Origin of the sequence: Mycolicibacterium sarraceniae, from assembly GCF_010731875.1 — a bacterium.
Classification (GTDB): Bacteria; Actinomycetota; Actinomycetes; order Mycobacteriales; family Mycobacteriaceae; genus Mycobacterium; species Mycobacterium sarraceniae.
On sequence record NZ_AP022595.1, the window covers coordinates 146,130 to 167,358 of the forward strand.

Annotated in this window: 22 protein-coding genes and 5 pseudogenes; 8 read left to right on the forward strand and 19 right to left on the reverse strand. The window is 68.6% G+C overall.

The genetic code is table 11. The annotated features are described in order from the left end of the window. Positions 1-27 precede the first annotated feature (27 nt). On the reverse strand, positions 28-498 hold the full coding sequence (locus G6N13_RS00820; protein ID WP_163694411.1) for a hypothetical protein: 471 nt from the start codon (positions 496-498) through the stop codon (positions 28-30). A gap of 173 nt (positions 499-671) precedes the next feature. On the opposite strand from G6N13_RS00820, the gene G6N13_RS00825 reads away from it, so the two are divergent. After that, positions 672-2,060, forward strand: coding sequence for a glycoside hydrolase family 183 protein (locus G6N13_RS00825; protein ID WP_163694412.1), 1,389 nt, complete (start codon positions 672-674; stop codon positions 2,058-2,060). 47 nt (positions 2,061-2,107) lie between these two features. Then, positions 2,108-2,935 (forward strand): GAF and ANTAR domain-containing protein, encoded by an 828-nt coding sequence (locus tag G6N13_RS00830; RefSeq protein ID WP_163694413.1) that lies wholly within the window; start codon positions 2,108-2,110, stop codon positions 2,933-2,935. Here G6N13_RS00830 and G6N13_RS00835 read toward each other — a convergent pair. Next, positions 2,932-4,494 carry a B12-binding domain-containing radical SAM protein gene (locus G6N13_RS00835; protein ID WP_163694414.1) on the reverse strand — a complete coding sequence of 521 codons (1,563 nt, stop codon included), beginning with the start codon at positions 4,492-4,494 and terminating at the stop codon, positions 2,932-2,934. The genes G6N13_RS00830 and G6N13_RS00835 overlap by 4 nt on opposite strands. A 208-nt stretch (positions 4,495-4,702) precedes the next feature. Here G6N13_RS00835 and G6N13_RS00840 point away from each other — a divergent pair, with 208 nt between their 5' ends. Continuing rightward, positions 4,703-4,996 carry a hypothetical protein gene (locus G6N13_RS00840; RefSeq protein WP_163694415.1) on the forward strand — a complete coding sequence of 98 codons (294 nt, stop codon included), beginning with the start codon at positions 4,703-4,705 and terminating at the stop codon, positions 4,994-4,996. A gap of 10 nt (positions 4,997-5,006) precedes the next feature. On the opposite strand, the gene G6N13_RS00845 is transcribed toward G6N13_RS00840, so the two are convergent. The 5 genes and pseudogenes from G6N13_RS00845 to G6N13_RS00865 form a co-directional block, all read right to left on the reverse strand. Further along, positions 5,007-6,452 carry an SDR family NAD(P)-dependent oxidoreductase gene (locus tag G6N13_RS00845; RefSeq protein ID WP_163694416.1) on the reverse strand — a complete coding sequence of 482 codons (1,446 nt, stop codon included), beginning with the start codon at positions 6,450-6,452 and terminating at the stop codon, positions 5,007-5,009. A gap of 85 nt (positions 6,453-6,537) precedes the next feature. Then, positions 6,538-6,900: a GntR family transcriptional regulator gene (locus G6N13_RS00850; RefSeq protein WP_322789337.1), complete on the reverse strand. Its 363-nt coding sequence runs from the start codon at positions 6,898-6,900 to the stop codon at positions 6,538-6,540. Continuing rightward, positions 6,800-7,888, reverse strand: a complete 1,089-nt coding sequence (locus G6N13_RS00855) for a transketolase family protein (RefSeq protein WP_322789290.1) — start codon at positions 7,886-7,888, stop codon at positions 6,800-6,802. Before G6N13_RS00855 ends, G6N13_RS00850 begins: the two co-directional genes overlap by 101 nt. Beyond that, entirely contained in the window at positions 7,885-8,718 is an 834-nt protein-coding gene (locus G6N13_RS00860; protein WP_163694418.1) for a transketolase, read from the reverse strand. Before G6N13_RS00860 ends, G6N13_RS00855 begins: the two co-directional genes overlap by 4 nt. Continuing rightward, positions 8,718-9,008 (reverse strand): annotated as a pseudogene (locus G6N13_RS00865) (MFS transporter); the annotation flags it as partial. The gene G6N13_RS00860 and the pseudogene G6N13_RS00865, both read right to left, overlap by 1 nt. Positions 9,009-9,032: 24 nt before the next feature. Between G6N13_RS00865 and G6N13_RS00870 the strand changes: the two are divergent. The 4 genes and pseudogenes from G6N13_RS00870 to G6N13_RS26005 form a co-directional block, all read left to right on the forward strand. Next, positions 9,033-9,520 (forward strand): annotated as a pseudogene (locus G6N13_RS00870) (DAK2 domain-containing protein); the annotation flags it as partial. Next, a pseudogene (locus G6N13_RS00875) lies at positions 9,520-9,906 on the forward strand (ribose-5-phosphate isomerase); the annotation flags it as partial. The pseudogenes G6N13_RS00870 and G6N13_RS00875, both read left to right, overlap by 1 nt. A 138-nt stretch (positions 9,907-10,044) precedes the next feature. Then, positions 10,045-11,205, forward strand: coding sequence for an LLM class flavin-dependent oxidoreductase (locus G6N13_RS00880; protein ID WP_163694420.1), 1,161 nt, complete (start codon positions 10,045-10,047; stop codon positions 11,203-11,205). 269 nt (positions 11,206-11,474) lie between these two features. Further along, the gene (locus tag G6N13_RS26005) at positions 11,475-11,651 is read left to right on the forward strand and encodes a hypothetical protein (RefSeq protein WP_407663857.1); all 177 of its coding nucleotides are present in this window, start codon (positions 11,475-11,477) and stop codon (positions 11,649-11,651) included. Here the strand turns inward: G6N13_RS26005 and G6N13_RS25595 are convergent. Both G6N13_RS25595 and G6N13_RS25600 read right to left on the reverse strand, forming a co-directional pair. Continuing rightward, complete coding sequence (locus G6N13_RS25595; protein WP_268949067.1) at positions 11,631-11,756, reverse strand: hypothetical protein; 126 nt, start codon at positions 11,754-11,756, stop codon at positions 11,631-11,633. The two genes, G6N13_RS26005 and G6N13_RS25595, sit on opposite strands and share 21 nt — an antisense overlap. A 138-nt stretch (positions 11,757-11,894) precedes the next feature. After that, positions 11,895-12,029 (reverse strand): hypothetical protein, encoded by a 135-nt coding sequence (locus G6N13_RS25600; RefSeq protein WP_268949130.1) that lies wholly within the window; start codon positions 12,027-12,029, stop codon positions 11,895-11,897. Positions 12,030-12,059: 30 nt separating this feature from the next. Between G6N13_RS25600 and G6N13_RS00885 the strand changes: the two genes are divergently transcribed. Further along, positions 12,060-12,353, forward strand: coding sequence for a hypothetical protein (locus G6N13_RS00885; protein WP_163694267.1), 294 nt, complete (start codon positions 12,060-12,062; stop codon positions 12,351-12,353). A 184-nt stretch (positions 12,354-12,537) separates the two neighbouring features. On the opposite strand, the gene G6N13_RS26320 is transcribed toward G6N13_RS00885, so the two are convergent. From G6N13_RS26320 to vapB, 10 genes and pseudogenes are all read right to left on the reverse strand, one after another. Continuing rightward, complete coding sequence (locus tag G6N13_RS26320) at positions 12,538-13,230, reverse strand: hypothetical protein (protein ID WP_456320136.1); 693 nt, start codon at positions 13,228-13,230, stop codon at positions 12,538-12,540. Beyond that, positions 13,163-16,497: pseudogene (locus G6N13_RS26010) on the reverse strand (hypothetical protein). The gene G6N13_RS26320 and the pseudogene G6N13_RS26010 overlap by 68 nt, the downstream one beginning before the upstream one ends. A 106-nt stretch (positions 16,498-16,603) precedes the next feature. Continuing rightward, positions 16,604-17,326, reverse strand: a complete 723-nt coding sequence (locus tag G6N13_RS26325; RefSeq protein ID WP_163694427.1) for a hypothetical protein — start codon at positions 17,324-17,326, stop codon at positions 16,604-16,606. A gap of 100 nt (positions 17,327-17,426) precedes the next feature. Beyond that, positions 17,427-17,639, reverse strand: a complete 213-nt coding sequence (locus G6N13_RS26330) for a hypothetical protein (RefSeq protein WP_163694428.1) — start codon at positions 17,637-17,639, stop codon at positions 17,427-17,429. After that, entirely contained in the window at positions 17,636-17,962 is a 327-nt protein-coding gene (locus tag G6N13_RS26335; protein ID WP_163694429.1) for a hypothetical protein, read from the reverse strand. The genes G6N13_RS26330 and G6N13_RS26335 overlap by 4 nt, the downstream gene beginning before the upstream one ends. Before the next feature lie 248 nt (positions 17,963-18,210). Then, positions 18,211-18,793: pseudogene (locus G6N13_RS26340) on the reverse strand (hypothetical protein); the annotation flags it as partial. 347 nt (positions 18,794-19,140) lie between these two features. Then, positions 19,141-19,593, reverse strand: a complete 453-nt coding sequence (locus G6N13_RS00940; RefSeq protein WP_163694431.1) for a hypothetical protein — start codon at positions 19,591-19,593, stop codon at positions 19,141-19,143. A 397-nt stretch (positions 19,594-19,990) separates the two neighbouring features. Beyond that, positions 19,991-20,317 (reverse strand): hypothetical protein, encoded by a 327-nt coding sequence (locus G6N13_RS24425; protein WP_197746819.1) that lies wholly within the window; start codon positions 20,315-20,317, stop codon positions 19,991-19,993. A gap of 189 nt (positions 20,318-20,506) precedes the next feature. Next, positions 20,507-20,926, reverse strand: coding sequence for a PIN domain nuclease (locus G6N13_RS00950; RefSeq protein ID WP_163694432.1), 420 nt, complete (start codon positions 20,924-20,926; stop codon positions 20,507-20,509). Further along, a complete protein-coding gene (gene vapB, locus G6N13_RS00955) occupies positions 20,923-21,144 on the reverse strand; it encodes a type II toxin-antitoxin system VapB family antitoxin (RefSeq protein WP_163694433.1) in 222 nt (73 codons plus the stop codon). The genes G6N13_RS00950 and vapB overlap by 4 nt, the downstream gene beginning before the upstream one ends. Between the last annotated feature and the right edge of the window lie 85 nt (positions 21,145-21,229).

Consider the following 21,229-nt stretch of genomic DNA (forward strand, 5'->3'; position numbering starts at 1 on the left):
ATTGCGGCAACGAGGCGATTGGCCCGCTTAACTACGCGTGCAGTTGGGGTCCGCGGGCTTGGTCGGCCACACACAGACGTTGATGAAAGTCGTGGTGTTGAAGCCGCCGCCGTCGAACACGCCGTAGGCCGCGCCATTGGTTCCGGTGTAGGTGGCACCGCCACCCCCGGGGCCACCCGAGGTGACGATGGTGGTCATTGCCCAGCCCATATCCGTCAGCGCCGCCTTGAAGCCGGCCATCGCGTCGGTGGGCGCCGTGCCGACCTCGAAGTGCAGGTGAATTCCGTTGTCGGCGATGCTATCCGGACCTTTGGTGTCCTTGGTGTTCGCTGGCGTCGGCACCAGGCCGGGGAGCTTGTCGGCCGCGACCGGGGCAGCGCTTGCCGACGTCGACGCCGAGCTCGCGGACGACTTGCCGGAGTCAGAACCACTACAGGCCGTGCCGGTCAGGCCGACTGCCATTGCCAGGGCCGCCGCCACACACAAACCACGCCTCATCGTTCCCCCTCCGGTGTCATGGGCACAGTAGCCCAACTGGCCCCTCCCAGGTTGCGACACGATCACGGATACATACCTATCGGGACCGGGCCGGTCACAACAAGCGCACAAATCCCTATCGTCACATTGGTTACTAGACGTCACAGCGACGTCCCACCTCCGAAAGGTGTGTCGTGCCGCCGCGCTCCCGCATTCCCTCGCTGTCACTGGCGTCGGCGCTTGTCGTGAGTATGTGCGCGGCCACCGGAGTCACCGCCCCGCCGGCCAACGCGGATCCGTGCGAGGGTGCTTCTGCCGCAGCACAACCCGCCGCGAACCAGGCATTCCAGATTCCGAACCCGTCAGCGATCGCCCCCTTCGACCGTCCCATCGGGCACAAGCCCGTCGGCGCCAACGACGCAGCCCCGCTGCCGGCGCTCGGCAAGCTCCTGATCAACGCCTTGATACCCAACGCAGCCCAGGTGCAGAAACAGGCCGCCGTCGCGCCGGTGCCGAAACCCGCGCCCGCCCAGCCTTCCCCCGCCCCGGCCGCGGCTGCGCCGTCAACCACACCGCCGGGCACCTCGGTCGTCGGCTGGGTCACCGGACCGGACAGCCCCAACCAGACGATTCAGAAATTCGCCATCACCGGCACCGACCTCGGAATCATGTGGGACAACGGCGATCCCGGTCACCGCCAGGTGCTCATGGCCTTCGGCGACACCAACGGCTTTTGCGGGATCCCCGGTAAGCAGTGGCGCTACAACACGCTGATGCGCAGCACCGACGGTTCGCTGGCGAACACCGTCGCGGTGCCCGACGGCGTCGTCGGCAACAAGTACTCCGGATCACCGGTGTGGCGGGCCGGCATCGCCAAGCAGGTCGTCAACAGCATCAACGCCGCGCCGGAAGAGACGGGCATCATTCCGACCTCCGGCGTCGCGGTCGGGCCGAACCAGTTCATGAACTTCATGTCCATCAAGAGCTGGGACAACTACGGCGCCTGGACCACGAACTATTCGGCGATCGCGACATCCACCGACAACGGCGAGACGTGGGGCGTCTACCCCGGCACCGTTCGCCAACCGGCCAACGGCAACGAGAAATTCCAAATGGGTGCCTTCCTCAAGCCAGGGCCGGGAGATCCCTACATCTACTCCTTCGGCACCCCGAACGGGCGGGGCGGCTCGGCATATGTCGCGCGGGTGTCCCCCGGACTCATCCCGGATCTGACCAAGTACGAATACTGGAACGCCGATAGCAACTCCTGGGTGGCCGGCAGTCCGGCCGCCGCGACGCCGGTCATCCCGGGTCCAGTTGGCGAGATGTCGGCTCAGTTCAACAATTACCTCAAGCAGTACCTGGTGCTGTATTGCAACGGCAACAACGACGTGGTGATGCGGACAGCGCCGGCTCCGCAGGGTCCGTGGGGCCCCGAACAGATGCTGGTGTCCTCGACGCAGATCCCCGGCGGCATCTACGCGCCGTTCCTGCATCCCTGGTCGACCGGCCGGGAGCTGTACTACAACCTCTCGCTATGGTCGGCCTACAACGTGATGCTCATGCACACTGTGCTGCCCTGACGTCGCATGTACCCCCCACACGGACTGGCAGTGGGACACTCAGGGGTATGGACGACATCACCGACCCGCGCGTCGAAGACTCCATCCCGACCGACGTGCTGAACGGGGCCGAGACCGAACAGGCGGCCGAGATCGTCGTCGACGCCGCCATCCGCAAGACCCTCTCGCCCGCAGCGCTGGGCCGGATGCTGGTCGACGCCGGCCGCAGCATCACCGACGAGAATGACCTACTGACCTTGTTGCAGCACGTCGCGGGCATCGCCCAGGAAGCCATCGACGGCGCCGACTGCACGGGAATCACGATCGACCTCGGCGGTCTGACCTATACCGCGGTGCACACCGACGAGCGCACCCTGCGCATCGACAGCGAGCAGTACCAGGCCGGGGACGGCCCGTGCCTGCATGCCGCCCGCACCCGCAGCATCGTGCTGCTGGACTCCGACGAGGCCGTGGCGCGCTGGCCGCTGTTCGCCGCCGGCGCTCGAACCGAGGGCATCGTCAGCTTCCTGGCCGCACCCCTGTTTACGGACGATCAAACGCTGGGGTCGTTCAATCTGTACGGACGGGAACAACACGCGTTCGACAGCATCGACGCCGAGATTCTCGATTTGCTGACCACCGCGGTGTCCCGGGCGATCAGTGACTTCGCCCGATTCAAGTCCGCGCAGGACACCGCGGAGTCGATCCAGCGGGTGCTGCAGACCCGGGCGCCGATCGAGCAGGCGAAGGGTGTGCTGATGGCCATGCGCGGCATCGACGCCGACGAGGCGTTCGATGTGCTCCGCGTGCAGAGCCAGGAGACCAACGTTCCGGTCCGGGTTCTCGCCGTCGACTTCCTGGACAAGGTGACCGACCACGCCAGCGAGCAGGACTAGAAGGTGTTCACCAGCGTTCGGCGCTCGGACATCTCCCGAGACATCGTGTAGTGGTGGTAGTGAGTCGCGCATTTGACCACCGAGACGAATAGGACGCCAGGGTCCGGTCGGCTGCGGAGAATCGTCATCATCCGGCGCCGATAAACCTTGCGCAGATGCGCGTCGGGAACGTTCTTCATCAACAGCAGGAACAGGCCCAGCGCCCGTCCGCCGTCGAGTAATTGCTGCTTTCGCCGTCGCCACGGATGGTCACGCAGATAAGCGTTGCGGGCCCGGCCGAAGTCGAATTTGCGTGTGAGATAGAGGCTTTCGAGCCGATCGAAGTAGGAATCGGGGTCGTACAGCTCGCGCATCAGGCCGATGTAGCCGTCGCGCAACTCCTCACGGCTCAGGTTGAGCGGAATCACGTTGGTGCCGAAGGTGTTTTCGTCGTCGTTGAGGTCGAGGCGGCCCTCGTTCTTCAACCGCGCATGCAACGGTGTCTTTGGGATGGCCGCGAGCATGCCAACCATGGCGTGCATAATGTCGGTCTGATTGATGAATTCAGCTTGTTCCTTGAAGATTCGCGCGTCGTCGTTGTCGAAACCGACGATCATGCCGCACCACACTTCCAGGCCCGAGTCTTGTACCTTGCGGACGCGATCGACGATCGTGTTGCCTCTCTTCACGTTCTGGTACTTCTTGGCCTCTTTCAGCGAGTCTTCGTTCGGGCTTTCGATGCCGATGAAGACCACGGTGATGTTGGCCGCGACCATCAACTCCATCAGCTCGTCATCTTCGGCGAGGTTCAGCGAAGCCTCGGTGAAGAATTGCAAGGGATAACCCTCGCGCTCCTGCCAGGCGTGGACATCGGCCAGCAACACCTTCACGGCGGCTTTGTTTCCGATCAAGTTGTCATCGACGATGAAGCCGATTGACAGGCCCGCGTTGCGCATTGCCTCCAACTCGGCGATCACCTGTGCGCTCGTCTTGAGTCTGGGCTTGCGGCCGAACGTGACGATGATGTCGCAGAACTCGCACTGGAACGGGCAACCTCGGCTGAACTGGATGCTCCCGAAGACGTAGTTCTTGGTCTTGAGCAGGTCGTAGCGGGGTACCGGAACCGTCGTCATATCGGTGCGGTCAGCTTGCTCATAGCGGAACTGGTGCCGGCCGCGCGCCCAGTCGTCGAGGAACTGCGGCCAGGTGGTCTCGGCTTCACCGACGAAGATCGCATCGGCGAGGCCGTCGAAGTAGTCCTCCTGCACGCTGACCCACGGGCCGCCGACGACGACGAAGACGCCCCGGGCCTTGAGTTCGTTGAGGATCTCGCGCATGCGCTGCCGCTGAACGATCATGCCGGTCAGCCCGACGATGTCGGCTCGGGCGACCTTCTCGAAGTCGATGTCTTCGACGTTCTCATCGACGAGCGTGACGTGATGCTCGGCCGGGGTCAGGGCGGCCAGCAGCGGAAGGCAGGCCGTCGGGACGTTGCACTTCTTGCCGAGCAACCGGAGTGCATGTTCCAGGCCCCAGTAGGACGCCTCGAACCGAGGATTAATGATGACAATGTTTGCCACAGTCCTCTGCTCCGAACCGAACTCATAGACGTTCAGGCGGCGTTGCTTGCCAAGCGGAGCATAGCCAAAATGACCTGGCGGAACGAGTCATTCGCACATAGTCGTGACGAGGCTTCGGACCGAGTCTCTCTCGCGAAGACGGTAACGCTGCGTCCTCGGTTCGGTCACGACCGTCCGTCGAGCGGCCTGATTTGGTGCAAAGGGTGGTGTGATCGAAGACGTGGATCCAGTCGGAGCTCTGTGCTGCCTGCTGATCGCGATCGCCGCACTAGCCGCTGTGGGCGGATACGTCGCGGGCGTCGTGCGTCAACGGCGACGGAACCATGCCCGCCGATACTTCGTGCTCGGCGTCGTCACCGGATTCATCGGGGCCTTCGTCGTGCGCCGTCCTGTCGGCCGCGACGTCATGCGCCGCCTGGCCCTTCCCCAGCGTTTTGACAATCCGCTCACCGTCGCGGCCTTGCAGCTACGCCGAGGCTTGAATTCGGTGCTCCCCCGGTAGCGTGCCGTGGCTACCAGGGGCTCGGCGAGTAGTCCTTCAGGAAGCAGCCGCGCAGATCTTCGCCCAGCTCACCCCGGACAATCGGGTCATACACCCGGGCGGCCCCATCGACGAGGTCGAGCGGGGCATGGAAACCCTCGTCCGCGAGCCGCATCTTGGTCGGGTGCGGGCGCTCGTCGGTGATCCAGCCCGTGTCGACGGCGGTCATGAGAATGCCGTCCCTGTCCAGCATCTCGCCGGCGCTGGTGCGGGTGAGCATGTTCAGGGCCGCCTTGGCCATGTTGGTGTGCGGATGCCCCGGGCCCTTGTACGCCCGACCGAACTGACCTTCCATGGCCGAGACGTTCACCACGTACTTACGGCGCGCCGGCGACGCGGCCATCGATGCGCGCAGGCGGCTCACCAGAATGAACGGTGCCGTCTGATTGCACAGCTGGACCTCGAGCAATTCCATCGCGTCGACCTCGTGCACGCGTTGCGTCCAGCTGTTGATCGACGCGGTGTCCGGTAATAGACCACCGGCATCAATGGCGATGCCCGCAGCGATCCGGTCCGGGGACGCGCTGCGGGCGGTCAGCGCGAGTTCGGTGACCGAAGCGCTGGACCCGGGAGTTGACACCGCGTGCGGTGACTGGTGCTCGGCAAGACTTCCAGCAAGCGCCGCGGGATGGGCGTCGCTGACCCGGTCGAATGCGATCACGTCGACGATGTCTGGCGGCGGGGTGCGCTCGCCCTCGACGAGCGCGGCGTAGGACCCGGGCGCGCGGCGCACCGTCTGTGCGGCGTTGTTGATGAGGATGTCCAGCGGTCCCTGCGCGGCGACGTTGTCCGCGAGCGCGACGACCTGAGCCGGGTCGCGCAGGTCGATACCGACGACTCTCAGCCGGTGCAACCAGTCGGCACTGTCGGGCATCGCTGCGAAACGGCGCACGGCGTCGTTCGGAAAGCGGGTGGTGATGGTCGTGTGGGCGCCATCGCGGAGCAGTCGCAGCGCGATGTACATGCCGATCTTGGCGCGGCCACCAGTGAGCAGCGCCCGCCGACCGGTCAGGTCGGTGCGGGCGTCGCGCTTGGCACGGTTGAGCGCGGCGCAGTCCGGGCACAGTTGGTGGTAGAACGCGTCAACCACCGTGTGGTGGTTCTTGCAGATGTAACAGGCGCGCGAGCGGATCAGCGTCCCCGCACTGGCCCCGATCACGGCGGACACCAGCGGCAGACCAGCAGTCTCGTCGTCGATGCGGCCGGGAGCCCCGGTGGCCGTGGCGGCGATGACGGCGCGATCGGCGGCCGCCACCTCGTCGCGCTTGGCGGTGCGGCGAGCTTTCTTCACCGCCTTGAACACGGCCGCCGTGGCCCGGCGCACGGCAACGGCGTCAGGGTGGTCGGCCGGCAACGCCTCGACGTCAGCCAGCACCTGCAGGCAGGTGCGAAGCTTGTCCGGGTCGATCGCGGCCACCACGGAAGAATAGGCGCTAGTCACCCAAGTCCCTGCATCGAGACGCGGGGCAGCAGCGGTCTGGACTGGTCCGAACGATGCCGCCTCAGGCGACGAGATTGTTCGCAGCACCCGCCATGTGCTCGACGGCGGCCTGGGCAGCCGCCGACTCGTCGCCCGCTTCGATCGCGTCGACGATGTCGTGATGGCGTTTGCCGTTCATGTTCTTGATGGCGCGCTCGACGCCGGCGAACATGATCGACATCCGGATGCTGCCCTCCAGCGAAGACCACTGATGCAGCAACGTTTCGTTGCCGGTGAGCTGGCACGCCGAGATCAGGCCCTCCTGCTGCAGTTGTCGCATCGCCTCACGCAATGTGCCGCGGCTGATCTGCAGCGCATCCGACAGTTCGGTCTCCACCAGGTGGGTGCCGGGAGTCAGTTGGCCGGTGGTGATGGCACGGCGCAGCGCCGAGAGTGCTTGCTGGCGCCGGCTGGTCTTCTCCAGGCGGAGCAGGGACGTCGTATCGACGGACATCGCGGGCTCCTTGATTGTCAACAATTGGCTGTTGACAATCGATATTGCAGCCGACCGCGGATAGTCGCGACGATCCGCGCCGTCGAGAGGCCGTATCGAACAGTCCACCCACAACGGTGTGGTTCTCCAAGGTCAGCACCAGCCGGTCCGAAACGATGTGGGCCATCACGGTTTCCTCGTCGAACGGCTTGATCGTCGGGGTGTGTACCACGGCAACGCTCACGTTGTCGGCGGCTAGCTGCTCGGCGGCCTGCAGCGCACGCATCGTCATCAGGCCCGACGAAATCAGCACGACGTCAGTGCCGTCGCGCAGCACTGCGGCCTTTCCGAGCTCGAATCGGTAGTCATACTGGTCGAGCACGGTTGGGACGTTTCCGCGCAGCAGGCGCAGATACGTCGGCCCCGGATCTTCAGCCCGCTGGGGCACCGCCGGCTCGATATCAACCGAATCGCACGGGTCGACGATCGTCAGGCCCGGGATGCCGCGGAAGATGGCGATATCTTCGGTGGCCTGATGAGACGGCCCGTACCCGGTCGTCAAACCCGGCAGCCCGCCCACGATGTTGACGTTGAGTCCCGGCTCGGCGATATCGAGGCAGATGAAGTCGTACGCGCGGCGCGCGGCGAAGACCGAATACGTCGAGGCGAACGGCACCAGGCCCGTTTCCGCCAACCCCGCCGCGGCCTCGAACAGCAACTGCTCGGCCATCCCCATCTGGAAGAACCGGTCCGGGAACTCGTTAGCGAAGATATGCATGTCGGTGTACTTACCGAGGTCGGCTGTCAGGCCGACGATCCGGTCATCGGCGTGCGCCGCCTTGATCAAAGCGTGCCCAAACGGGGCCGATGCGGTCTTCTGCCCAGGGTCGGCGAACGAGGCGATCATCGCCGAGGTACGCAGCGGTGCAACGGATGTCATGCGGATACTGCTTGGCTTACAGTCAGCTGGTCGCGACAGATCTGCCATTCGTCAGCGTCGATGCGCATGAAGTGCGCTTTCTCACGGGTCTCCAGCAGCGGCACACCACGGCCAATCTTGGTGTCACACAGGATGACTGACGGGACATCGGGGTCGGAATCCGCGATGCTGTCGAACGCAGCGAGAAGGGCATTGACATCGTTACCGTCCACCCGTTGGGCGTACCACCCGCAGGCGGCCCATTTGTCGGTCACCGGTTCGGTGCGCAACACCCCGACTGTGGGACCGTCGGCCTGCAGAGCGTTGATATCGACCATCGCGGTCAGATTTCCCAACCTGTGGTGAGACGCACCCATAGCGGCCTCCCAGGTCGAACCCTCGTCGAGCTCGCCATCGGAAAGGAAGTTGATCACCCGTGACACAGAGCCCTGGTGGCGCAGACCGAGCGCCATTCCGACTGCGACCGTCAGGCCGTGCCCCAGCGAACCGCCCGATATTTCCATTCCAGTTGGGTAGCTTGCCATTCCAGACATCGGCAGCCGTGACCCATCCGAGCCGTAGCTGCTCAGTTCCGCGCTGTCGATGATGCCGGCCTCGGCCAGTGCGGCGTAGAGCCCAATCGCATAGTGTCCCGTCGACAGCAGGAACCGGTCACGGCCGACCCAGTGCGGGTCGTCGGCCCGGTACCGCAGCTGATCGGCATAGACCGTGGCGAGCATGTCGGCGGCACCGAGTGCCTGTCCGACGTAGCCCTGCCCCTGCGCCTCCCCCATGTCGAGCACGTGATGGCGCATCCGGTAGGCGGCCTCGGCCACCTTCGTTGCGCGCATCACGCGGCCAGCGCATGCGGTGCGGGTGTGACAGCCGCAGCCTCGTCAGCGAGCTGGCGCTCCCGCTTGCCCCACATCTCACGAGTCGACAGCGCTGCCCACAGGCCGATCGCGGCGTAACCGGAGAACAGCAGCGCCGGGCCGATCCACCCGAATCCCTCGAACAGCAAGGTGGTGATGAACGGCGTGAAGCCGGACACCATTGCCGAGATCTGGTATGCCAGTGACGCTCCCGATGCGCGGGTGTTCGCGGCGAATAGCTCCGGGAACCACGCGCCCTGCGGGCCGGCGCAACAGAGGATCCCACGTTCACCACCGCCGCGGTGGCTATCGCCGACCCGGCGTCGCACGCGTGCGGCTCTGCTGTTGCCCAGGGCATTTCAGCGATCGCTGCGCAGATGACGGCCGCCGAGGACGAGCTCGGCCGCATCGATGCCGTCGCCGGCGACGGCGACCACGGGCGCGGCATGGTCAAGGGCGCGACGGCCGCCCGCATCGCGGCCGCGACGCCCTCGTCACGCTCGGCGGCGCCCGGCCCGGCGACAAGACCATGCTCGACGCACTCCGACCGTTCGTCGATGCCGTCGACGCCGCCGTCTCTGACGGAAAAGACTGGCGCACAGCGTGGTTGGCCTCGGTCGAGATCGCGCAGAAGGCCGCAGCCGAAACCGCAGACCTGCGCCCGAAAGTAGGGCGGGCCCGCCCGCTGGCCGAACGCAGCGTCGGAACACCCGATGCCGGTGCCATCTCACTGGCGATGTGTATCCACACCGTCGCCGATCTGATCGAGGAGAACGAGTAATGACCCTGCGCGTAGTGGTCGGCAGCGATGACGCCGGCCTGGAGTACAAAGACATCCTGCTGCGCGATCTGCAGGCGGACCCTCGGGTGAGCACCGTCGTCGACGTCGGCGTCGGCCACGACGAGCACACCGCCTATCCCCACGTCGCGGTGAACGCCGCACGGATGATCGCCGACGGCCGAGCCGATCGGGCGTTGTTGGTGTGCGGAACCGGGCTCGGTGTGGCGATCAGCGCCAACAAGGTTCCCGGAATCCGTGCCGTCACCGCCCACGACAGCTTCTCGGTGGAACGGGCGGTCTTGAGCAATAACGCACAGGTGCTGTGCTTTGGTCAGCGCGTCGTCGGTATCGAACTGGCACGCCGGCTGGCGGCCGAATGGCTGGGATAAGAGTTCGATCCGGAGTCGGCTTCCGCGGACAAAGTTGCCGCGATTTGCGGTTACGAGCTGGTGACGGAGGCTCCGTAAACAGCCGACGGCACTGCCGGGGCTCAACTCGGTGCTGACCCGGTAGCGTGCGGGCGTATGCGCTTCGGTAGCTTCATGGCTCCCTTCCATCCGGCCGGCCAGAACCCCACTCTTGCGATCGAGCGGGACCTCGACCTGATCGTCGCGATGGATCGCCTGGGCTTCGAGGAAGCCTGGATCGGCGAGCATCACTCCGCGGGATTCGAGATCATCGCCTCGCCCGAGGTCGTCATCGCCGTCGCCGCGGAGCGCACGAAACACATCAAGCTCGGCACCGGCGTGAGCTCGCTGCCGTATCACAATCCGTTGATGCTGGCCGACCGCATCGTGCTGCTCGATCACCTCACGCGCGGCCGAGTGATGCTGGGCTGCGGGCCAGGGCAGCTGACCTCAGACGCGCACATGCTCGGCATCCCCGCAGACGACCAGCGGCCACGCATGGAGCAGTGCCTGGACGCGATCATGCGGCTTCTGCGCGGCGAGATCGTGACCATGCACACCGACGGATTCACCCTTGAAGACGCCCGCCTGCAGCTGAAGCCCTACAGCGATCCGTGTTTCGATATCGCTGTCGCAGCGTCCTTTTCGCCCACCGGGCCACGCGGTGCCGGCAAGCATGGCATCGGCATGTTGTCGATCGCGGCGACCGCGAAGCAGGGCATGGACCTCCTCGCCCACCACTGGGCCACGTGGGAGGAGGTGGCACACGAGCACGGCCACGTCGCCGACCGCTCCAAGTGGCGGCTCGTCGGGCCGATGCACCTCGCCGATACCCGCGAGCAGGCCGAGCGCGATGTCGAACACGGCATCGTCGAGTTCTCCCGGTACTTCAGCCATATCCTGCCTTCGGGCCCGGTCCAGGGCGATACCGCGGCCGAGATCATCGCCCACAACCGCGAATCGGGATTCGCGGTTATCGGCACGCCCGACGATGCCGTCGCCAAGATCTCCGAACTGGTCGCGGCGAGCAACGGGGGCTTCGGCGCGTTCCTGCTCTTTGATCACGACTGGGCACCGCCGGCGGCCAAACTGCACAGCTACGAGCTGTTTGCGCAATATGTGATGCCACAGTTCACCGGCCAGGCCGCAGGGCCGGAGGCCTCCCGCGACTGGGTGACCGGAAGCGGGACGGAGTTCGTGGACCGAGCCACACACGCCATCGGCAAGGCCATCGAAGACCACGCTGCCGAGCAGGAAGCGAAGAAGACCCCGCGCTAGGTCAGTGAACCTCGGCGGTCAACGGGGTTTGAGTCGATGGCGAGGCCGGCGCGGCGTCTTGCGCACACGAAAGCTCAGGGTGTCGCCGGACAACATGGCTGTCTGCGCCCCGAATCCGCGGCGGGCAAACAGCTGTGACGCGTTCCACATCACCCCGTGCACAAATGTGGAGCGGTCGACTACGCACGACAGCTACAGCCCGCGCTTCCTACTCTCGACTGACGCGTTCTGCCTGATCGCGGAGGGGCTAGCCAGGAAGGGAGCCGGTAGTGACAGCTATCGACGATCGCGATCGTGCGTGGACCACGCTCTACGACGAAGTGAAAAGCCGCCTGGACGATGTGACGCTCGACGGCCGGTGGGAAACGCGGATTCGCTCGGCGTTCAACATGTTGAGGATCCCGTTGATCTGGTGTGGCCTGGCGCTATCCGTACTTCACAAATAGCGCCAGCGCAGCATCGCCCACGACGCCCGCAACGCCGGCGCCGTGATGCAAGAAGATGCCGTCGACCCACAGGTAGACGTCATCTGCGGTGACGTACGCGCCCATGCCGGCAGGATCGCCGAGGGGAACCGTTGCCGCTGGCCGGTATCGGCGTCGATCCGCCGGTCATGCGTCTCCGTAGCCGTAGTCATAGAAGAGACGATCGCCCGTGCCGGACCACACCTGCTCACGCCGCACACCGTCTTAGGTGACACCGTCGTCGCCGTCGGGGAGATCGAACCCGGTGACGAGGTAAGCACCGGTCGGCGAGGTAGCGCAATTCCGTGGGGTCCAGGGGATCCGCACCAGCACCGAGACCGAGGTGATAGAGCGGCACATCGCTGAATCGGCTAGCGCACAGTGAAGAGGGTGGCCGTGAGTCGGCTACCGTCGACGCCGTTCTGCTCGAGCGATCCCGATGCTGGTCCACCGGGGTTGTCCCGGTGGTCGGGGCGCGATCGCTGCGAGCAGCGCGACGACTATCTGGGCGCGCTGAGCATCGAGATCGACGCACCGCCCTATGACCGCCTGGATCAAGTCAGCCGTGTCGAGCCAGGAGAGCCCTGCGGCAAGCTGGCGGATAACGCCGCGCCTCGCGGGGGCGAGGACGCGACGATCCACTTCCACCCGGTGCTGGCGGGCTCGACGGTTTCTCCCGTCTGAAGCCCGCCAGCTTCCCCGCGCAGCGGAGGTTTATGTGTAGCCGCCACCGCCGGCACCGCCGGCCCCGCCGGTCCCGCCGCCGCCGCCGGTCCCGCCGGTCCCGCCGCTGGGCGCGGCACCGGACGTGCCGGGACTGCCGGCACTGCCGAAGGCGCCGTCGCCGTCGGCGCCGCCTTGCCCGCCGTCACCGCCGGTCCCGCCGGTCCCGCCGTCGCCGCCGGTCCCGCCGGTGAGGCCGTTGCCGCCGGTCCCGCCGGTCCCGCCGTCGCCGTCCGCCGTTCCGCCGTCCCGTTCCCCGCCGGTCCTGCCGACTCCCCTCCGCCGCCGTTCCTGCCCGTTGCCCCCCCCCTTCCTTCCGTCCGTTGCCGTCGATCCGGTGCTTTCCGGTCCCTGGTCCCGCCGTCCCGCCGTTGCCGTTGGTGGCGCGACGCCGCCGCCCGCCGGTCCCGCCGTCGCCGCCGGCCCCGCCTGCTACGCCGGCAGAGCCGTCGGCGCCGTTGCCGCCGGCCCCGCCGACACCGCCGTCGCCGTTGGTGCCTGCGGTGCCTGCGGTACCTGCCCCGGTTCCGGCCGCGCCGCCGAACCCACCCGCGCCACCCGCCCCGCCGGTGCCGCCAGCGGCCCCGGCTGTCGCGCCATCGAGGCCCGCCGCGCCGGCGCTGCCGTCACCGCCGTTACCGCCGTCGCCGTTTTTGCCACCAGCGGCAGCCGCGCCGCCGTTACCGCCGTTACCGCCGTTACCGCCAGCGGTACCCGGCACAGCGCTGGGATCGGCCCCGGCGTTGTAGCCGTCACCGCCGGCCCCGCCGTCACCGGACACGCCGCTGACGCCGGTGGCACCGGTGTGACCCGCGGTGGCTCCGGTCCCACCGGCCACACCCCGGCCCCGCCGATACCGGCGGCACCACTGGTGCCGCCGTTACCGCCGTCACCGCCATCAGGAGTGGCGGCATCACCATCACCGCCTCGTCCACCGGTGCCGCCCGTCCCGCTGCTACCGCCGGCCCCGCCGTCACCGCCGTCACCGTTGCCGCCCGCGCTACCCGAACCCAGGGCCACCCCACCAGCACCGCCGTTACCACCAGCCCCGCCGATACCGCCGGTGCCGCCGTCACCACCGGCTTGGCCCTTCGCACCGGCGGCCGCACCGGAGAGTCCGGTCACACCATCGCCGCCGGCGCCGACCCACCGAGACCGCCGCCACCACCGGCACCGCCGTTACCCGAGATCGAGCCACCACGCCCGCCCGCACCACCGTTACCGCCGAGACCGCCGACGAATCCGTTCGTCCCCAACGCTCCCGCGAACACACCATTAGCGCCGGGCAGGCCGGCCGCACCGCTACCACCAGCACCGCCAGCACCACCATTACCGGTAGACCCGCCGTCACCGCCGGCGCCGCCGTCACCGCCAGCGGTACCCGGTGCCGCGCTGGGATCGGCCCCGGCGTTGTAGCCGTCACCGCCGGCCCCGCCGTCACCGGACACGCCGCTGACGCCGGTGGCACCGGTGTGACCCGCGGTGGCTCCGGTCCCACCGGCCACACCCCCGGCCCCGCCGATACCGGCGGCACCACTGGTGCCGCCGTTACCGCCGTCACCGCCATCAGGAGTGGCGGCATCACCATCACCGCCTCGTCCACCGGTGCCGCCCGTCCCGCTGCTACCGCCGGCCCCACCGTCACCGCCGTCACCGTTGCCGCCCGCGCTACCCGAACCCAGGGCCACCCCACCAGCACCGCCGTTACCACCAGCCCGCCGATACCGCCGGTGCCGCCGTCACCACCGGCTTGGCCTTCGCACCGGCGGCCGCACCGGAGAGTCCGGTCACACCATCGCCGCCGGCGCCGCCGACCCCACCGAGACCGCCGCCACCACCGGCACCGCCGTTACCCGAGATCGAGCCACCACGCCCGCCCGCACCACCGTTACCGCCGAGACCGCCGACGAATCCGTTCGTCCCCAACGCTCCGCGAACACACCATTAGCGCCGGGCAGGCCGCCGCACCGCTACCACCAGCACCGCCAGCACCACCATTACCGGTAGACCCGCCGTCACCGCCGGCGCCGCCGTTACCGCCGGCGGTGCCCGCCACAGCGCTGGGATCGGCCCCGGCGTTGTAGCCGTCACCGCCGCCCCCGTCACCGGACACGCCGCTGACGCCGGTGGCACCGGTGTGACCCGCGGTGGCTCCGGTCCCGCCGGCCACACCCCCGGCCCCGCCGATACCGGCGGCACCACTGGTGCCGCCGTTACCGCCGTCACCGCCATCAGGAGTGGCGGCATCACCATCACCGCCTCGTCCACCGGTGCCGCCCGTCCCGCTGCTACCGCCGGCCCCGCCGTCACCGCCGTCACCGTTGCCGCCCGCGCTACCCGAACCCAGGGCCACCCCACCAGCACCGCCGTTACCACCAGCCCCGCCGATACCGCCGGTGCCGCCGTCACCACCGGCTTGGCCCTTCGCACCGGCGGCCGCACCGGAGAGTCCGGTCACACCATCGCCGCCGGCGCCGCCGACCCCACCGAGACCGCCGCCACCACCGGCACCGCCGTTACCCGAGATCGAGCCACCACGCCCGCCCGCACCACCGTTACCGCCGAGACCGCCGACGAATCCGTTCGTCCCCAACGCTCCCGCGAACACACCATTAGCGCCGGGCAGGCCGGCCGCACCGCTACCACCAGCACCGCCAGCACCACCATTACCGGTAGACCCGCCGTCACCGCCGGCGCCGCCGTCACCGCCAGCGGTACCCGGTGCCGCGCTGGGATCGGCCCCGGCGTTGTAGCCGTCACCGCCGGCCCCGCCGTCACCGGACACGCCGCTGACGCCGGTGGCACCGGTGTGACCCGCGGTGGCTCCGGTCCCACCGGCCACACCCCGGCCCCGCCGATACCGGCGGCACCACTGGTGCCGCCGTTACCGCCGTCACCGCCATCAGGAGTGGCGGCATCACCATCACCGCCTCGTCCACCGGTGCCGCCCGTCCCGCTGCTACCGCCGGCCCCACCGTTACCGCCGTCACCGTTGCCGCCCGCGCTACCCGAACCCAGGGCCACCCCACCAGCACCGCCGTTACCACCAGCCCGCCGATACCGCCGGTGCCGCCGTCACCACCGGCTTGGCCCTTCGCACCGGCGGCCGCACCGGAGAGTCCGGTCACACCATCGCCGCCGGCGCCGCCGACCCCACCGAGACCGCCGCCACCACCGGCACCGCCGTTACCCGAGATCGAGCCACCACGCCCGCCCGCACCACCGTTACCGCCGAGACCGCCGACGAATCCGTTCGTCCCCAACGCTCCCGCGAACACACCATTAGCGCCGGGCAGGCCGGCCGCACCGCTACCACCAGCACCGCCAGCACCACCATTACCGGTAGACCCGCCGTCACCGCCGGCGCCGCCGTTACCGCCGGCGGTGCCCGCCACAGCGCTGGGATCGGCCCCGGCGTTGTAGCCGTCACCGCCGGCCCCGCCGTCACCGGACACGCCGCTGACGCCGGTGGCACCGGTGTGACCCGCGGTGGCTCCGGTGCCGCCGGCGGCACCCCCGGCCCCGCCGATACCGGCGGCACCACTGGTGCCGCCGTTGCCGCCGGTCCCGCCATCAGGAGTGGCGGCATCACCGTCACCGCCTCGTCCACCGGTACCGCCTGTCCCGCTGCTACCGCCGGCCCCGCCGTTACCGCCGTTACCGTTGCCGCCCGCGCTACCCGAACCCAGGGCCACCCCACCAGCACCGCCGTTACCGCCAGCCCGCCGATACCGCCGGTGCCGCCGTTACCGCCGGCGTGGCCCTGCGCACCGGCGGTCGCACCGGAGAGTCCGGTCACACCATCGCCGCCGGCGCCGCCGACCCCACCGAGGCCGCCGACCCCGCCGGCGCCGCCGTTACCCGAGATCGAGCCACCACGCCCGCCGGCACCACCGTTACCGCCGAGACCGCCGCCGCTTCCGTTCGTCCCCGACGCTCCGGCCAGGCCGGCCGCGCCGCTACCACCAGCACCGCCGGCACCACCATTACCGGTAGACCCGCCGTCACCGCCGTTACCGCCGTTACCGCCGGCGGTACCCGGCACAGCGGCGTTATCGGCCCCGGCGTTGTAGCCGTCACCGCCGTTACCGCCGTTACCGGACACGCCGCTGACGCCGGTGGCGCCGGTGTGACCCGCGGTGGCTCCGGTGCCACCGGCGGCCCCGCTTTACCGCCGATACCGCCCGCCGTTACCGCCCGCCATCGTACCATCACCGCCTCGTCCGGTCCGCCTGTCCTACCCGCCCCGCCGTTACCGCCGTTACCGTTGCCGCCCGAACCCGACCCCACCACCACCGCCGCCACCACCACCAGCCGATACCGCCGGTGCCGCCGTTACCGCCGGCTTGGCCCTGCGCACCGGCGGCCGCACCGTCGAGTCCGGTCACACCATCGCCGCCGACACCGCCGACCCCACCGAGGCCGCCGACCCCACCGGTGCCGCCGTTACCCGAGATCGAGCCACCACGCCCGCCGGCACCACCGTTACCGCCGAGACCGCCGCCGCTTCCGTTCGTCCCCGACGCTCCGGCCAGGCCGGCCGCACCGCTACCACCAGCACCGCCGGCACCACCATCACCGGTAGACCCGCCGTCACCGCCGGCGCCGCCGTCACCGCCAGCGGCACCCGGCACAGCGCTGGGATCGGCCCCGGCGTTGTAGCCGTCACCGCCGGCCCCGCCGTTACCGGACACGCCGCCCGCGCCGGTGGCACCGGTGTGACCCGCGGTGGCTCCGGTGCCACCGGCGGCACCCCCGGCCCCGCCGATACCGGCGGCACCACTGGTGCCGCCGTTACCGCCGTCACCGCCGTTGGGAGTGGCGGCATCACCGTCACCGCCTCGTCCACCGGTACCGCCCGTCCCGCTGCGACCGCCGGCCCCGCCGTCACCGCCGTCACCGTTGCCGCCCGCGCTACCCGAACCCAGGGCCACCCCACCAGCACCGCCGTTACCGCCAGCCCGCCGATACCGCCGATACCGCCGTTACCGCCGGCTTGGCCCTGCGCACCGGCGGTCGCGCCGTCGAGTCCGGTCACACCGACACCGCCAGCGCCGCCGACCCCGCCGAGGCCGCCGACCCCACCGGCACCGCCGTTACCCGAGATCGAGCCACCACGCCCGCCGGCACCACCGTTACCGCCGAGACCGCCGCCGCTTCCGTTCGTCCCCAACGCTCCGGCCATGCCGGCCGCACCGCTACCACCAGCACCGCCGGCACCACCATTACCGGTAGACCCGCCGTCACCGCCGGCGCCACTTACCGCCAGCGGTACCCGGCACAGCGCTGGGATCGGCCCCGGCGTTGTAGCCGTCACCGCCGATACCGCCGTCACCGGACACGCCGCTGACGCCGGTGGCACCGGTGTGACCCGCGGTCGCTCCGGTCCCACCGGCCACACCCCCGGCCCCGCCGATACCGGCGGCACCACTGGTGCCGCCGTTGCCGCCGGTGCCGCCATCAGGAGTGGCGGCATCACCATCACCGCCTCGTCCACCGGTACCGCCCGTCCCGCTGCGACCGCCGGCCCCGCCGTCACCGCCGTCACCGTCGCGTCCGCGCCAGAACAACCACCCGTTCCCGGCCTGCCCGCCGGCCCCACCGGTGCCGCCCGTCCCGCCGACCCGCCGGTACCGCCCGTCCCGCCGACCCCGCCGGGGATGGTCGCATCGGCACCGTTGGTTCCAGCGACTCCCTGAGCGCCGACCCCACCCGTGCCCGACACCACCGTCCCGGAGCCCGAAGATCCAGGCCCAGCCCGCCATCACCTGCCGCCGATGCCGATGCCGACAGCGTTAGCCCCGGTACCGCCCGCGCCGCCGCTACCGCCGTCACCCCAGATCGACAACAAGCCGGTGCTGCCACCATGACCGCCGCCCCGCCCGCAGCCGACACGTCAGTGGGTTTCCGCCCTGACCGCCCGCGCCGCCGCTGCCGATCAGGTATCCGCCCCTGCCGCCATCACCACCCGCGCCGCCGCTACCACCGTCACCACCGGCCCCGCCACGGCCCCACAGGGTGAACAACCTCGTATCGCCGCCGTCACCACCGGCCCCGCCGGACCCGCCGTCACCACCGGCACCGGCATTGCCCAACCAGAACCCACTCGCCCCGCCGTCCCCACCGGACCCACCAGACCCGCCAGCACCGCCACGACCGCCGTTACCGTAGAGCGACAGCATCCCGGCGTCACCGCCCCTGCCGCCAGCCCCACCAGCCCCGCCGGACCCGCCGGTCCCGCCGTTACCGTAGAGCAGGCCACCCGAGCCGCCGGCACCGCCGGCTTGACCACTCGAGCCCGCCCCACCGGCCCCACCGTTACCCATCAGGCCCGCACTGCCGCCGTTACCACCGTTGTAGCCGTTACCGCCGTTGCCCAACAGGCCACCGCCGCGACCGCCGTTGCACACCGCGCCCCCCGTGCAGGTCGACGGGGTGTAGCTATAGCCGTTGCCGAGTAACAGGCCAGCATTGGGATGAGCCGCGGTGCCATTGGACACGAAGATCGCGATAAAGCTGCCCGGAGTCCAACTCGACGGCAACGCCGGATTCGACAGTGCCGCCGTGATCAAACTGTTCGGCACCGGTAACACCGACACCGACACCGACGCAGACGCAGACGCCGACTTCGCGGAGGCAGGACCGTTCACCAGAACACCCGACCCGGCCCCGGTCCCGGTCGCGGTCGCGGTCGACGAGGGCGCCAAACCCTCGGAGGAGACAGCCGAGCGCACCACCACCGACGACGCTACCGCTCCCCGCGGGCGCCACCACGGGCCGCACCCGCACCAGCCGACGACCGCTGACCCGACATCGCACCCCGCGACGCCACAGAAGACGACGCCGAAGAAGACGCCGCCTGAGAAGACGCCGAAGAAGGCGCCGTCGACGGCCGACTGGAAACCACACCCGTCTTCACAGTCTTGGCCGGGGCGTCAGCTCTGCTACTGGCCGCCGACGAGCCAGAACCCTCGCCGGTATCGGCATGAGCCACCCCCGAACCACCCACCAAAGCGGCACCCACACCCAGGGTCATCGCACCCGCACCCAACCAGCCATAGGCAGTGATCCGCCGGCCCGCGCCACGCGGCTTCTCACGCCGATGAGCCGGACCACTGTCATCGAGGCCCATGTCATTGACCACCGCCGCCCACACCGACGCCGACAACGAATTCAACTCCACACCACTGCCCTCGGTCATTGCCCCAGCCTCTCGCCGCAAAAAATGCCCCGGTACGGCAAAAGTCACCACGACAATGCCGCGAAAAAACTAACACAAGCGTCAGGAATCGCTGGGCTCATTCGCAGCCCACGAGTTACTCCCGCCTCAACAAGCGTGGATTGGCGATCACCGGCCAGCAACGCAGCACTGATCGCGCCGTGCTAGCCCGCCGGATCGCCCACGAAGATCGATAGTGCCGGCATTGCGGGAAACAGAGCAGCCCGCCTGACAGCAACCACCCGCACATTGACCCACGAGCCGCTCAGGTGGCGGTAACTAAGACGGTCCGGCCCGGCCCGGCCGCTCGACAGCGTCGCCGACCGCTCCCACAAGGCGTTCACCGACCGGCCGCGCAGCGGCCACAATGCCGGACCCCTTACCCGTGGCCAGGCGGACCAGCAACGCCCCCCACGACTGCCCGCGCCGCATGCAGTCGGCCACCTGCCGACACCGCAACCGCAGCACCGATCCGCTCCACACCTGCCGCCACACCCGACACACCAGAGCCGATCAGCTCACCGACAAGCAGAACACCCGGCTGGCCACCCTGTTCACCAGCGACACCCATATCGAGGCCCAGACCACCTCGACGATGTATCACCACCGTGGCCACCCACCACGAACCACACCGCACCACAGGCCGCACCACAGGCCGAGCGATGACGGCCGCACTGACCACCACGCTGAGCACCAGTGTTCCCACGCCGCCACAGGAACTGACCATCCCCAAGCTTTCGCAACCTCACCACCTACATCACCCGATCACTCCTGGAAACCGGCGGATTCAGACCCCAACTACACCCTCAATCATGAAGAGCCAAGAAAGGGCCCCATTTTTGGTGCCCTTCTTTATCTTTCGGTGGAGCTGCCGGGAATTGAACTCGGCGTCGAATCAGCGTGGCGGGACAGTCAAACGATGGGTCGGTTGCCCGGTGAGTTCACTGATCACATCGAAATCCCTATCGACGTGCAACACGGTGAGCCCGACGAGCTCGGCGGTTGCTGCGATCAGTAAATCTGGAATCGACGGCCCGCGGTGCTGGCCGATATCAGCGAGCAGCAACTGAACCTCCAACGCGCGATCCTCGATCGCCGGCGTTAGATACTCGACGGGCATTGCGCAGAGCGGGGGTTGACGAAAGTCGCGACGGGCGCCCGCGCCGCTGCGCGCGGAGTAACCGATCTCCAGGCGGGTGACATTCGTGATGTGCACCAGACCCCGTTCGATGCGGTTGTTCCACTCGTCAACGTCAGCACTATCGGCGACTCGCACTAGCGCCGACTTGTCGATCAGCCAGGGCCGTTCGGTCATTCCCAGGCCCGGTCCATCACAGCCGGGTTGCCGAGGTCGCCGTAGGAGGCTGCGAATCGGTGCCAGTCACCGGTAGTGACGGCGATACTCGCCGTGCGTGCGTCCTGGGCTAGCCGCCGGCGAATGTACTCGGTGCGGGAAAGCCCCAGTTTTACAGCGAGCTGGTCTAACGCAACCAGGACATCGTCGGGGATGTCCCGTATCAGGACGTCGCTCATAATTCCTCCAGACCAGACAGTGATATCAGATGATATCACTGTCTGGTCAAAGCGATAGGCGGCACGAATCGGACCCCTCCAACGA